Below are 14,545 nucleotides of genomic sequence, written 5' to 3' on the forward strand. Positions count from 1 at the left end.
TATCTCATAAATAATGATAGGAAAAAAATAGTGTTTTATTTAAGTCAATCAGAAATTTCTGAAATTTTATTAAAAAAAAAATGTTATGTAAATCCTCGGGCTGCTTGTATTGAAGCATTAAAAATTGTACAAAAAAATAGAAAATGGATTTGTAAAGATGCTATCGTAGCAATTGCAGAGATATTATCTATTTCTGCATGTGATGTAGAAGGAGTCGCAACATTTTACTGTCATATTTTTCGAAAACCCGTGGGAAATCATATTATTCGTTATTGTGATAGTGTTGTATGTTTTATTAATGGTTATCATAATATTGAAAGTGAATTAATATCTAGATTACATATATATCCCGGACAAACAACTCGTGACGGTTGTTTTACACTTCTTCCAACTTGTTGTTTAGGTGCGTGTGATAAAGGGCCTGTTATGCTTATTGATAAAGTTTTGTACACTCACCTAACAGTCAAAGGGATAAAAGATTTATTGGATAAATATAAATGAAATATATATTAAAAAAACCTGAAACGCATCCATTAACTTGGCGTTTAAATAAACCTTATAAAACTATTGAAATAAATGAGTATTGTAATAATCAAGGTTATCAAGCCTTGAAAAAATCTTTAAAAATATTTAGTTCTGAAGATATTATATCTATAATTCAAAAATCAGGTTTAAAAGGAAGAGGAGGAGCAGGATTTCCAACTGGAAATAAATGGAGTTTAATGACAAAAAATAATTTAGAATTAAATAGATATTTGATTTGTAATGCAGATGAAATGGAGCCTGGTACCTATAAGGATAGATTTTTAATAGAATATTTACCTCATCAGTTAATTGAAGGTATGATTATTAGTGCTTTTGCCTTACAGTCTTCTTGTGGATATATTTTTTTACGAGGTGATTATTATTTATCAGAAAAAATTTTAATTAAAGCAATTAATCAAGCATATAAATTTGGTTTTTTAGGTACAAATATATTAAATAGTGATTTTAATTTTGATTTATTTTTGCATACAGGGGCTGGTCGTTATATTTGTGGTGAAGAAACTGCATTAATTAATTCTTTAGAAGGAAGAAGAGCTAATCCACGATTTAAACCCCCTTTTCCAGCTAATCATGGTTTATGGGGCAAACCAACATGTATAAATAATGTTGAAACTTTATCTAATATTCCAGCAATTATTTTATATGGATCAGATTGGTATTTGAGTTTATCTAAAGGTATAGATTCTGGGACTAAATTATTAGGTTTTTCAGGTCGAGTAAAAAAACCAGGTTTATGGGAATTACCATTAGGAATTACTGCTAGAGAAATTTTAGAAGATTATGCTGGTGGTATGAAAAAGAATTTTACTTTAAAGGCTTGGCAACCTGGTGGAGCTGGGACTAGTTTTTTATCTTGTGATGATATTGATATAAAGATGGATTTTACTAATTTACAAAAAATAGGTAGTCGGTTAGGAACTGGAATTGCTATGGCTATTGATAATAAGATTAATATTATTTCTTTATTAGTAAATATTGAAGTATTTTTTTCACGTGAATCATGTGGTTTTTGTACTCCCTGTAGAGAAGGATTACCGTGGATAGTAAAGATATTGAAAAGTTTGGAAAAAAAGAATGGTTATATTAATGATATTTCTATATTAGAAGAATTATGTTTTTACTTAAGTCCTGGAAAAACTTTTTGCGCGCATGCTCCAGGAGCAATATCTCCCTTACAGAGTGCAATAAAATTATTTCGAACTGAATTTGAAAAAGGAATAAATAAATATCAAAAACAAAAAAATAATATTGATATTATTTCTTTATAGAATTAATTTTTTAAAAAAATATTATTATATATTATAAAAGTATAAGATTAATTTTATTTTATGTTATATATTTATATATATTTTACAATAAATGTAACCGGGTGAGTATTTAACAATGGTCAAAATTTATATTGATAAAAAATCTTTTTTTGTTAAAAAATCAGATAACTTATTACAAGCGTGTTTATCTGTCGGAATTAATATTCCTTTTTTTTGTTGGCATCCTGTTTTAGGTAGTATTGGGTCTTGTCGGCAGTGTGCAGTAAAAATTTTTCGTGATGAAACAGATCAATTAGGATCTGTTGTTATGTCCTGTATGTCAGAAATAAGAGAAGGAATTAGAATATCAGTTATAGATTCAGATATTAAAAACTTTCAGAAAAGTATTATTGAATTAATGATGTTAAATCATCCTCATGATTGTCCAGTTTGTTCTGAGGGAGGTAATTGTCATTTACAAGATATGACTGTATTAAATAAACATCATATACGTAGGTATAGATATACAAAACGTATTTTTAAAAATCAATATTTAGGTCCTTTTGTATCACATGTTATGAATAGATGTATTACTTGTTATCGTTGTTCAAGATATTATACTGATTATGCTGGTGGAAAAGATTTTGGAGTTTATGGTTCTAGTAACAAAATCTATTTTGGTCGACTAGAAGATGGTTTGTTAGAAAGTGAGTATTCTGGTAATTTAATTGATATTTGTCCTACAGGTGTATTTACTGATAAAAGTAATATTCAAAATTTTCATCGTAAATGGGATTTACAATATTCTCCTAGTATATGTCATGGTTGTAGTATTGGGTGTAATATTAATTTAGGGGAACGGTTAGGTAAGTTATGTCGTATTGATAATAGATATAATAAAAAAATAAATAAATATTTTTTATGTGATTTAGGTAGATTTGGTTGTAATTATGTAAATTTTACTTCGGTTACTAAACCATTTTTACAAGAAAATAATAAAAAAAAATTTTTAGATTATTCGAATACAATTAAAATTATTACTACTATCTTTCAAAATACTTCTAATTCAATATTAGGTATTGGTTCTTCTAGAGCTAGTATAGAAAGTAATATGGCATTATATAATTTAGTAGGAAAAGAAAATTTTTCCAATGGAATGTTACCAGAATTAGATGAATGTGTACAGTTAATCAAGAACATTGTAAAAGACGGGGGTATACATATACCTTCTATTTCAGAAATTGAAGAATATGATGTAATTCTAATTATAAGTGAAGATATTACACAAACTGCGTCATTAGCTGCTTTATCTGTACGTCAAGCAGTTCGTGGTATTTATTCTCATATATCAAAAAATAATAATATACCATTGTGGCATATTAGCGCAATAAAAAATATTGCTCAAGATCAGCAAAATACTTTATTTATTATCAATGGAAGTGAAACAAAATTGGATGATATCAGTAGTTTGTGTTATTTTGGATCTATAGAACAACAACTATATTTTAGTACTTTAATATTAGATCATCTTAATAATGATATAAATATTAAGAATAAAGATAAAAGAAGTATTTTTATGAAAATTGATTTAATTACTAAAGCACTGTGTAATGCAAAAAAACCATTAATTATTTCAGGTACATCATATAATAATATTGATATTCTTAAAATATCATTTAATATTGCTCAATCTTTACAAAAAAAAGGATTACCAGTTGGTTTAGCATTATTTCCTCCTTCAGCAAATAATATAGGATTATCTTTAATTCCAAGTATCTCTTTAAATGAAATATTTAATATAATTTATTGCAAAAAAGTCGATATTTTAGTCATTTTAGAAAACGATTTATATCGATTATATGAATCAAGTTTTTTGGATAAAATCTTAAAAAAAGTTAATACAATTATTGTATTAGATCATCAAAATAATAGAACAGTAATGCGTTCTAATATTTTTTTACCATGTACAAATTTTTCAGAAAGTTCAGGAAATATTGTTAATTATGAAGCTCGCATACAACGATTTTTTCAAATTAATGATCCTAATTTATATAGAAAAAAATTATGTAAATTAGAAAGTTGGCGTTGGATACAAGCTATTAAGAATAAAATTTATTCATTTTCATCTATTATATCTTTTACAATTGATAAAATGATGAAACTATGTTCTATTTGGAATGCTTTTTTTAAAAAAATAAGTGATTCTTCTCCTTCTGCTTCTTTTAGAATTAAAGGTCAAAAAATAGCAAGATCGCCTATTCGATTTAGTGGTCGAGCAGCTATGTTTACTAACAAAGATATACATGAACAAAAACCTTCTGTAGATTTGGATAGTATGTTTTCTTTTTCAATGGAAGGAAGTTCGCAGACAGAAAATAATTTTTCTTTTTCTCCGTTTTTGTGGTCTCCTAATTGGAATTCTAATCAATCATTTTATAAATCATCTATTAATAATAAGAAATTTAAAAAAATATACGAAGGTATTTTGTTATTTCAGAACCATAAAAAAAAAATTTTTTCAGATTTTCCTATTAAGAAATTTACTATAAATAAAAAAAATAATTTTTCTTTTTTTAAAATTATTCCTTATTATAAATTATTAGGTAGTGAAGAAATGAGTCAAAATTATTTTATTAAAACTGTACATATGAATTTCATTCATGTTAAATTAAATTATTTAGATGCTGATAGATTAAAAATTAAAAATGATGATATATTACAATTTCAAATAAATAATATATTTTTTAGATTTCCGGTACAGTTATCTAAAAATATTAGTTTATCTCATATTGGTTTACCATTAGGATGTAGTGGAATTCCAATTGTTTTTTTTAATAAAATTGCTATAAATTTAACGAAATATAATAAATAAATATTTTATTAAATTAGGTATAATAATATGATAAATAAAATTTTTTTTACTATGTTTTTTGTAATTTTTATTGTTTTTAGTGCAAGCGCTTTAAGTTTGGTAGAAAGAAGAATTTTAGGTCTATTACAAAATAGATATGGACCTAATAGAGTCGGTTGGTTTGGTTGTATGCAACTATGTGCTGATGGTATTAAATTATTATTTAAAGAAGATTGGATTCCTCCTTTTAGTGATAAGGTATTGTTTATTATAGCTCCAATAATTTCTTTCATTTCTTTACTTTTAGTTTTTGCTAGTATCCCTATTACTTCTAATATTATTATTATTAATTTAAATATTGGTTTATTATATTTTTTAATGATGTCATCTTTATCTGTATACGGAATTTTATTAGCGGGTTGGTCTAGTAATAATAAATATGCTTTATTGGGTTCTATTAGATCGGTAGCACAAATGTTAAGTTATGAGGTTTTTTTAGGTTTATCATCTATGGGGACAGTAATTCAATGCGGATCCTTTAATTTAGTTGATATCATTTATTCACAAAAAAAAGTATGGAATGTTATTCCTCAATTTTTTGGTTTTTTGATGTTTTTTATTGCATGTATTGCAGTTTGTCATAGACATCCCTTTGATCAACCTGAATCTGAACAAGAATTAGCTGATGGGTATCATATTGAATATTCTGGAATGAAATTTGGAATGTTTTTTATTGGTGAGTATATTTCTATTATGGCAGTATCTGCTTTAAATGTATGTTTATTTTTTGGTGGTTGGTTTGGTCCGTTTTTTCCTCCTTTTATTTGGTTTTTATTAAAGTTTTTATTATTTGTTTTTTTATTTATTTTATTAAGAGCATCTTTACCTAGACCAAGGTATGACCATGTTATGTTATTTGCATGGAAATTTTGTTTACCTTTATCTCTATTAAATATGATATTTACATCTTTTAGAATTTTAATATAAATATGAGGTTTTTATATGAGTATAAAAGATATTTTTTTTGGTTTTTTGAGTATTATTCGTAGTATGTTAATGTTATTAACTAATATTTTCTCACCTAGAGAAACTCGTTTATATCCAGAACAATCATTAGATTTATCGCTTCGATATAGAGGTCGTATTATTTTAACTCGAGATCCTGACGGTTTGGAACGTTGTGTTGCATGTAATTTATGTTCTGCTGTTTGTCCTGTTAACTGTATTTCATTAAAAAAATCAGAAAATAAAGATGGTCGTTGGTATTCTAAATTTTTTCAGATAAATTTTTCTCGTTGCATTTTTTGTGGTTTGTGTGAAGAAGCTTGTCCTACTGCAGCTATTCAATTAATACCAGATATAGAATTAAGTGATTTTGAAAGAAAAAAATTAATATATAAAAAAAAAGATTTGTTAATTTCCGGTCCAGGGAAATTTTCTAAATATAATTTTTATTCTGTTTCTGGTGTGAAATTTAAAAAAAATTCAAATAATATTGCTTCAGAAAAAATATTAAACTGTGTAGATGTAACATCTTTATTACCATAGGGAAAATTTTTATGGTTGTTATATTTTATTTATTAAGTTTTTTATCTATTTTTTTTTCTTTTCTAATTATGATTAGTAATAATCCGATTTATTCTTTATTATATTTAATTTTATTAATATTTTCTATTTCTGGTATTTTTTTTACCTTAGGTTCTATTTTTTTAGGAACTATAGAGATAATTATTTATGCTGGCGCAATTATGGTTTTATTTATTTTTGTTGTAATGTTAATAAAGAATAATATACGTAATTCAACGATTTTATTGAATCAATCAAATAATTTTTATGACATGTTTTCATATACATGTACTTTTTTTATTTTATTTATTTTATTTATTCAATTTATTAGTGAAAAGAAAAAAATTTTATTTTTTAAAATTTTTTTAATAAAAGATACTGGTATTTTGTTGTTTAGCAAATATATTTTTTTAATAGAATTTATATCGTTATTACTATTATCTTCAGTATTTTTAGTGTATTTTTTTATAAAAAAAATAAATTTTATTTTTAATTCTTAATAAGGAAAATATATAAATTTATGTTGTTATTAAATTATGGGATTTTAATACCTATTGTTTTATTTACAGTTGGAATTTTTTCATTATTAAAACATAAAAATTTAATATTTATATTAATAAGTTTAGAAATATTAACTAATTCAGTAGCATTAGCAATAGTTTTAGTAGGTCATTATTGGAATCAACATGATAGTCAAATCATGTATATATTAATTATTACCGTTGCAGCTATAGAAGCAAGTATAATGTTAGCAATTTTTCTAAAAATATATCAACAGTATAAAACTTTAGATATATGTAAATTAAGTGAGACCTATAAATGAATTTAATTTATTATATTGGAATATTTCCATTATTTAGTTTTTTTTTATTAATTTTTTTACAAAGATTTCTTTTAAAAAAGTTTGTTTCAATAATTAGTATATTTTCTATAGTAATGTCTTTTTTTTTATTTTTATATGTTATATATGATTATATTAATATGTATAGTAAATCAAAAGTTTTTTTTATTCCTTTATTACATTGGATAACTATAAATAATTATAGAATTGAGTTAAATTTTATAGTAGATTTTTTTTCTTTGTCTATGTTGGGAACGGTAATATTGATTAGTTTTTGTGTGTATTTATATTCTTTATGGTATATGAACGATTCTTTAGAATATACTAAATATTTTATATATATGAATTTATTTATCTCTTTTATGATGTTTTTTATTTTAACTAGTAATTTAGTTACTATGTTTTGTATTTGGGAGTTAGTAGGAATTTGTTCATATTTATTAATAGGTTTTTATTTTAAAAAAGAAAAAAATGGATATTTTGCTATTAAATCTTTTTTAATGACTCGATTAGGTGACATATTTTTTTTAATTGCTATATTTTTAATTTTATTAAATTTTAAAACTACAGATTTTTTTATATTGAAATATCTTACTAAAGAAATTATGTTTTTAAATTATCATACTAGTTATTTGTTTTGGATTTCCTTTTGTTTATTTATTGCTTCGATAGGAAAATCCGCTCAAATACCATTGTATACATGGTTGATAGGCGCTATGGTTGGTCCAACACCTGCATCAGCTTTAATTCATGCTGCTACCATGGTTACTATGGGAGTCTATTTAATTATTCGAGTTCATTTTTTGTTTTTTTTTAATGTTCATATAACATATATACTTTCTATAATTGGGTGTTGCACACTTTTAATATCCAGTTTTTCTGCTATTTTTGAAACAAATATTAAACGTATTTTAGCTTTTTCTACTATTAGTCAAATAGGTTATATGTTTTTGGCGTTAGGTTTTAAAAATATTAAAGGTGCTTTTTTACATTTATTATGTCATGCTTTTTTTAAATCATTACTATTTTTATCAGCAGGATCTATTATAAAGCATACAAATAATGAGCAAAATATTTTAAAAATGGGTAGTTTATATAATAAAATACCTTTTATATATATAACTTTTTTTACTGGTATGATTTCTTTAATATCATTTCCGTTTATAACTTCCAGTTTTTATAGCAAAGGGGATATATTACTAAATATTTTTAATAAACAGGAAAATTTATTTTTATTTTGTTCTTTTTTAGGTATTTTTTTTACTTCTATTTATTCATGTAGAATGTTTTTTTTTATTTTTCATGGAGAGAATCAACCTAATTTTATTTCTATTGAAAAAAATTTTTTTCATGATATATCTTTATTTATTTTGTGTTTAGGTTGCACTCCTATTACATGGTATATCATTTCTAATATATTCCATAAAACTGTTTATATACCACTGGATATTAGTTTAAATGAAAATTATTTATATATAGAATATATTTCTTTTAGTATTTCAATTTTAGGTTTTGTTATTTTTTATTTAAGTAGATATTTTATTTTAAGAAAAAATTATTTAGAAATTATATTTTATCCTGTATATTATTTAGTTTCAAATAATTGGTTTTTTGATATTTTTTATTTTTATGTATTTATAAAACCATATTATTGGATATCAAATTATTTAAATAGTAAAAAATTTTTTTATATAGAAAAGTTTTTTTTAAAAGTAATTTATTTTTTTAAAAGTAAATTATTTAGTATTAAACATATAGATATTATTTACCATATTAGATGGTATATTTTTTGTTTGACTATAGTTTTATTAATTATTTTTATTAATAAAAATAATTATATGTAAAATCTTTATTTTTAATAGTATTAATGAATTTTTTATATTTATATATATTAATATATAGTAAGGATAATATATTTTATGATTCTTTTAGTTTTTATTTTTGTTCCATTAATCGGAGCATTATTATCTTTTTTAACGTGTTTTTTAAATAAAAAATTACCTCGTTATATAGCTTTTTTTTCTATGTTTATTTGTTTATTAGTTTCAATATTTTTCTTTTATTCTAATATAAATTCTAATTCTGATATTTTAGTAAATACATTTATTTTTTCATTTTATAAAATATGGATCCCAAGATATGGAATTTCTTTTTATTTAGGTGTAGATAAATTATCATTGATTATGATTTTTTTAACTTCTTTAATTAGTGTGTGTTCAGTGTCTTGTGAGTGGAATATTTTAAACAAAGATATTGGATTATTTTATTGTTATTTACAATTTGTTGTTTTAGGTATGTTTGGTATATTTTTATCTTTGGATATGTTACTATTTTTTTTCTTTTGGGAAATAATATTAATACCTATGTATTTTTTAATTATTTTTTGGAATCATTCTTGTGAAAGTAAGAGTAGAATTTTTTATATTTCTCGGAAATTTTTTATATATTCTCAATTATCTGGTTTTACTTTGCTTTTTTCTATTTTAAATTTAGCTTGTATTTATCATAGTTATTCAGGAATTTGGACATTTAATTATTTTATATTAAAAAATACAACAATGTCTTTATATATGGAAATTTTTTTAATGTTTAGCTTTTTATTATCTTTTTTAATAAAAATTCCATTATTTCCTTTTGATGATTGGCTACCAGATACTCAAGAAATTATTTCTCCTTCAGGTTCTGTTGATTTAGTTGGTTTTTTATTAAAACCAGCAATATACGGATTATTAAGATTTCATTTAATTTTATTTCCTCGTACATCTCATATATTTTCTTTAATTTTTGTTAGTTTAGGTTTATTTTCAATGTTATATGGTTCTATAATGGCTTTTTCTCAAACAAATATAAAAAGATTGTTATCTTATTCTTCAATTTCCAATATGGGTATAATTTTTGCTGCTTTATATAGTGAGAATGTATTTTCCTATCAAGGTGCTATTTTATATTTTTTATCTTATATTCTTTCTACTGCAGCATTATTAATAATTTTCGGAAAGATATTTTCTCATATTAAAACTCAAAATATTTTATATATGCGTGGACTATGGTCTTGTATGTATTTTATTCCTTCTTTTTTTTTATTTTTTTCTTTTGCGAATTTAGGTATTCCTTTAACAAGTAATTTTAGTGGTAAATTTATGATGTTATTTGGTATTTTTTCTTTTCATCCTATTTTAGGTTATTTATTTATTTTATTTTCATTTTTATCTTCTATTTATTCTATTATGTTAATACAGCGTGTATGCTATGGGTCTAATATGCATATTATTTTAAAAAATGAATTAAATATTTTCAATTTGATAACTTTAATTATTTTCACATGTTTTCTTATTTTTATAGGATTATATCCTAGAATTTTTTTTCATTTTTCCTATGAAATTTCAGATCAGTTATATAGATATTACACATCTTTTTTTAATAAATAGGTAATAACATTATGATTAGACTATTTTATAGTATTATTCCAATATTACCAATTTTAATATTAATTTCTTCTATTTTAATAATTTTATTTATTTCTTTTTATAAAAAGAAAACATATTTAGGATATATAGTTATTATTTTTAGTATTTTTTTTAGTTTAATTTCTATTATTTATTCAAAATATTTTATGTTAGAGTATTTTTCTGAATTAATTAAAATTGATAAATATTCTTATTTTTTTATATTTATGTTATTGATTTCTAGTTTTTATACTTGTATATTTTCGTATACTTGGTTTTTATATGGTAATTATCATTCAATAGAATTTTATTTTTTTGTTCTTTTGTCTACTTTAGGTGGAATTTTAGTTGCTTTATCTAATCATGTTTCTACTTTATTTGTTGGTGTAGAATTATTATTCTTACCATTATTAGGAATTTTAATGTTTTTTCCTAAATCAGGGAATAATCTATTATTAATTGTTATATATATGATAATGTCAATTTTTTCATCTTCTTTTTTATTATTAGGATGTTCTTTTATATATTTTATTTCTGGTAGATTGTGTTTTTCTTTTCTTTCACAAATGTTTATATATTATCCGTCTATTATTTTTGGAAGCATTATTTTATTTGGTTTTTGTATAATATTGTTATCTCTTTTTTTTAAGTTATCAATATTTCCTTTACATACATGGTCTCCAGATATATATCAAAATACTAATTCATGTTCATTGATCTATTTTTCTACTGTTACAAAAATTTCTATATTTTCATTTTTAATACATTTTTTTTATTGTATCCCGTATATATATAACATTAAATTATTATATTTTATATTATATTATGTTTCTATATTTTCTATTTTTTTTGGTAATTTAGTTTCTATTTTTCAGAATAAAGTACAAAGATTAATAGGATATTTATCTATTTCTAATCTTGGTTTTTTGTTAATGTTGTTGTTGATGTATTCTTCGAAGGAAGATATATTTATTATTAGACAAATACATTTTTATTTATTTGGTTATATATTAGGGTTAATTGGTTTTTTTAGTATTAAAAGTATTATTGATTTTAATATTTTTTCTAAAAAAATTTATTTGATTAAAGATAATTCATTAAGAGGATTATTTTGGTATGATCCTATTTTAGGCATTATTATGTCTATGATTTTATTATCTTTATCTGGATTTCCTTTAACTTTAGGTTTTTGGGGGAAATTTTTTATATTAAAAAATTTAATTCAAAGAAGATTTTTTATTACAGTTATTATAATGATTATAAGTAGCATTATAGGAATGCAGAGTTATTTGAGTATTATTTATAATTTGTATTATAAATCTTCAATATTATATAATAAAAATATTAAATATAATTTTTATATACCAATTATTCAAAAATTTTTTATTTTATTTATTGGATTGATTTTTACAATTTTAGGTTTATTTCCTCAAATTATTTTTAATATTCTATAATATATATTTTTTATAGTAAAAAGATATTTTTTTTCTAAAAAGAATTTATTCAAAATATTATAATTTTATTGTTAATAAAAAATATTTTATTATTAATTTAATTAGTAGTATATTTAATATTTATCAATATATATCATATATATAATTATATATTTATTATAATATAATGTTGAAATTTTTTCCAACATTATATTATATAAGTAAATATTTTTTATTTTTAAATTATAAATATAATAATAAAATTATTATTTTAAATTTAATATTTTTAATTATAAAAAAATAGATTATTTAATAAATAAATTAATATTATTTAATCTGAAAAAGATTTTTTTTAATCATCAAACATTTCTGAAATTGATTCTTCTCTATTAATTCTTCTAATTGCTTCTGCTAACATATTAGATACTGATAATATGCGTATATTTTTTAATCTTTTTATTTCTTTTGATAAAGGAATTGTATCACAAATTATTATTTCATCTATATTTGCTTTTTTGATGTTTTGATTTGCTTTACCTGAAAAAATTGGATGAGTAGCATATACATAAATTCGACGAGCTCCATTTTTTCTTAATGTTTTTGCTGCTTGATATAATGTTGTTCCGGTATCTATAATATCGTCAATTAAAATACAATCTCTATTTTTTATTTGTCCAATAATATTCATTACTTTAGGTATTTTAGAAGTTGGTCGACGTTTATCAATAATTGCCATATCAGAGTCATTTAGTAGTTTTGCAATTTCTCTTGTTCTCATTATTCCACCTATATCAGGCGAAACAAATACAGGATTTAAAAAATTAATTTTTAATAAATCTTTTAAAAAAATTTTGCTACTAAACATATTATCTACTGGAACGTCAAAAAAACCTTGAATTTGTTCTGAATGTAAGTCTATAGTTAAAATTCGATCAACTCCTACGGTAGATAAAAAATCAGCGATAACTCTTGCAGTAATCGGTACTCTAGATGATCGAATTCTTCTATCTTGTCTTGCATATCCGAAGTATGGCATTACAGCTGTAATACGTCCTGCAGAAGCTCTTCTTAAAGCATCAACCATAATAATTAATTCCATCAAATTATCATTAGTAGGTAAACATGTAGATTGTATTAGAAAAACATCACACCCTCTAATATTTTCGTTAATCTGTACATTAATTTCTCCATCACTAAATTTACTTACAGAAGCATTTCCTAATCGTATTTTTAAATGATTAGCAATTTTTTTTGATAAACTTGGAGTAGAATTTCCAGAAAATAATTTAACGTTTTCCATTTTAATCCTATTTAAAAAGTATGTATTAAATTTTATTAGAAATTTATTTTTTATAATATTATTTTTTAATAAATTAGAATATTTTTTAAAAAATGTTTCTTTAAGAATATCTATTTTTATTAAATAGATTATTCTTATTATATATATTTAATCATATTATGATATGATTAATTATATATTGATATATATTTATTTTATTTTACTCTTATATTTCTATATTAAATAGGTTTATTTTTATGAAAAAATCAATAATTATAAAATTACAAAATTTAATGAAAAGATATACAGAATTAGAGTCTTTATTATCACATAATTATTCAACATTTAATAAAGAAGAGTTTTCTAAATTATCTAAAGAAAAATCAGAATTATTTAAATTACATGAGTCATTTCTTTTATGGTTATCAATAAAATCAGAAATAAAAAATACTCGGTTATTATTAGATGATCCTGTTATTGCTAAATTAGCTGAAGAAGAATTGTATGAATTATTAAATAAAAAAAAAGAGATTGAAAGAAAAATTAAATTATTATTATTACCTATTGATCCTTATGACAAAAACAGTTGTTTTATTGAAATTCGAGCTGCTACTGGAGGACAGGAAGCTGCTATTTTTTCTGGAGAATTATGTAAGATGTATATGAGATATGCTGATTTAAAATCTTGGAAAGTAAGTATTATTAATATGCATGAAGGAGAAATTGGGGGATATAAAGAAATTATTTTAAAAGTAATTGGCGTAGGAGCTTGTGGAAGATTAAAATTTGAATCAGGTGGTCATAGAGTACAACGCGTTCCACAAACAGAATCACAAGGTAGAATACATACCTCATCATGTACTGTAGCAATTATGCCTGAAGTTCCTAAATCAAAAAAAATAATTTTAAATGTTTCTGATTTAAAAATCGATACATTTCGTTCTTCTGGAGCTGGGGGTCAGCATGTTAATACAACTGATTCTGCTGTTCGTATTACTCATATTCCTACGGGAAATGTTGTCGAATGTCAAGATGAAAGATCTCAACATAAAAATAAAGAAAAAGCTTTATCTGTATTATCAGCTAAAATTTATTCTGAAAATAATGCAAAAAAAGCACTAGAAAATTCAGTAATGAGAAGAAATTTATTGGGAACTGGATCTAGATCAGATAGAAATAGAACATATAATTTTCCTCAAAATCGAGTAACAGATCATCGAATTAATTTAACAGTATATCGTTTAAATGAAATTATTTTAGGTAAATTAGATTTATTAATAGAACCTTTACTACAAGAACATCAAGCAGATTTATTATTAACAATAGAATAAAAACT

At 22.3% G+C, this 14,545-nt stretch carries 12 protein-coding genes; 11 read left to right on the top strand and 1 reads right to left on the bottom strand.

Annotated elements, in window-relative coordinates:
• The first annotated feature begins 6 nt into the window (after nucleotides 1-6).
• The 10 genes from nuoE (at nucleotide 7) to BUCICURV3402_RS00575 (ending at nucleotide 11,951) form a co-directional block, all read left to right on the top strand.
• Nucleotides 7-501, top strand: a complete 495-nt coding sequence (gene nuoE, locus BUCICURV3402_RS00530; RefSeq protein WP_430809856.1) for an NADH-quinone oxidoreductase subunit NuoE — start codon at nucleotides 7-9, stop codon at nucleotides 499-501.
• Nucleotides 498-1,814, top strand: a complete 1,317-nt coding sequence (gene nuoF / locus BUCICURV3402_RS00535) for an NADH-quinone oxidoreductase subunit NuoF (protein ID WP_154029165.1) — start codon at nucleotides 498-500, stop codon at nucleotides 1,812-1,814. Before nuoE ends, nuoF begins: the two co-directional genes overlap by 4 nt.
• A gap of 115 nt (nucleotides 1,815-1,929) precedes the next feature.
• Nucleotides 1,930-4,665 carry an NADH-quinone oxidoreductase subunit NuoG gene (gene nuoG / locus BUCICURV3402_RS00540; RefSeq protein WP_154029166.1) on the top strand — a complete coding sequence of 912 codons (2,736 nt, stop codon included), beginning with the start codon at nucleotides 1,930-1,932 and terminating at the stop codon, nucleotides 4,663-4,665.
• A 27-nt stretch (nucleotides 4,666-4,692) separates the two neighbouring features.
• Entirely contained in the window at nucleotides 4,693-5,631 is a 939-nt protein-coding gene (nuoH, locus tag BUCICURV3402_RS00545; RefSeq protein ID WP_154029167.1) for an NADH-quinone oxidoreductase subunit NuoH, read from the top strand.
• 15 nt (nucleotides 5,632-5,646) lie between these two features.
• Entirely contained in the window at nucleotides 5,647-6,192 is a 546-nt protein-coding gene (gene nuoI, locus BUCICURV3402_RS00550) for an NADH-quinone oxidoreductase subunit NuoI (RefSeq protein WP_154029168.1), read from the top strand.
• Between the two features lie 11 nt (nucleotides 6,193-6,203).
• Nucleotides 6,204-6,710 carry an NADH-quinone oxidoreductase subunit J family protein gene (locus tag BUCICURV3402_RS00555; RefSeq protein ID WP_154029169.1) on the top strand — a complete coding sequence of 169 codons (507 nt, stop codon included), beginning with the start codon at nucleotides 6,204-6,206 and terminating at the stop codon, nucleotides 6,708-6,710.
• Nucleotides 6,711-6,730: 20 nt separating this feature from the next.
• Nucleotides 6,731-7,033 carry an NADH-quinone oxidoreductase subunit NuoK gene (gene nuoK / locus BUCICURV3402_RS00560; RefSeq protein WP_154029170.1) on the top strand — a complete coding sequence of 101 codons (303 nt, stop codon included), beginning with the start codon at nucleotides 6,731-6,733 and terminating at the stop codon, nucleotides 7,031-7,033.
• Entirely contained in the window at nucleotides 7,030-8,895 is a 1,866-nt protein-coding gene (locus tag BUCICURV3402_RS00565) for an NADH-quinone oxidoreductase subunit L (protein ID WP_154029171.1), read from the top strand. Before nuoK ends, BUCICURV3402_RS00565 begins: the two co-directional genes overlap by 4 nt.
• Nucleotides 8,896-8,970: 75 nt before the next feature.
• Nucleotides 8,971-10,479, top strand: a complete 1,509-nt coding sequence (locus BUCICURV3402_RS00570; protein WP_154029172.1) for a complex I subunit 4 family protein — start codon at nucleotides 8,971-8,973, stop codon at nucleotides 10,477-10,479.
• Nucleotides 10,480-10,490: 11 nt separating this feature from the next.
• Nucleotides 10,491-11,951: an NADH-quinone oxidoreductase subunit N gene (locus BUCICURV3402_RS00575; RefSeq protein WP_154029173.1), complete on the top strand. Its 1,461-nt coding sequence runs from the start codon at nucleotides 10,491-10,493 to the stop codon at nucleotides 11,949-11,951.
• Nucleotides 11,952-12,282: 331 nt separating this feature from the next.
• On the opposite strand, the gene BUCICURV3402_RS00580 is transcribed toward BUCICURV3402_RS00575, so the two are convergent.
• Entirely contained in the window at nucleotides 12,283-13,230 is a 948-nt protein-coding gene (locus BUCICURV3402_RS00580) for a ribose-phosphate pyrophosphokinase (RefSeq protein WP_154029174.1), read from the bottom strand.
• A 236-nt stretch (nucleotides 13,231-13,466) separates the two neighbouring features.
• Here BUCICURV3402_RS00580 and prfA point away from each other — a divergent pair, with 236 nt between their 5' ends.
• On the top strand, nucleotides 13,467-14,540 hold the full coding sequence (gene prfA / locus BUCICURV3402_RS00585) for a peptide chain release factor 1 (RefSeq protein ID WP_154029175.1): 1,074 nt from the start codon (nucleotides 13,467-13,469) through the stop codon (nucleotides 14,538-14,540).
• Nucleotides 14,541-14,545: the final 5 nt, after the last annotated feature.

It is taken from the genome of Buchnera aphidicola (Cinara curvipes) (assembly GCF_900698915.1).
In the GTDB taxonomy this organism is placed as follows: domain Bacteria; phylum Pseudomonadota; class Gammaproteobacteria; order Enterobacterales; family Enterobacteriaceae; genus Buchnera_F; species Buchnera_F aphidicola_AY.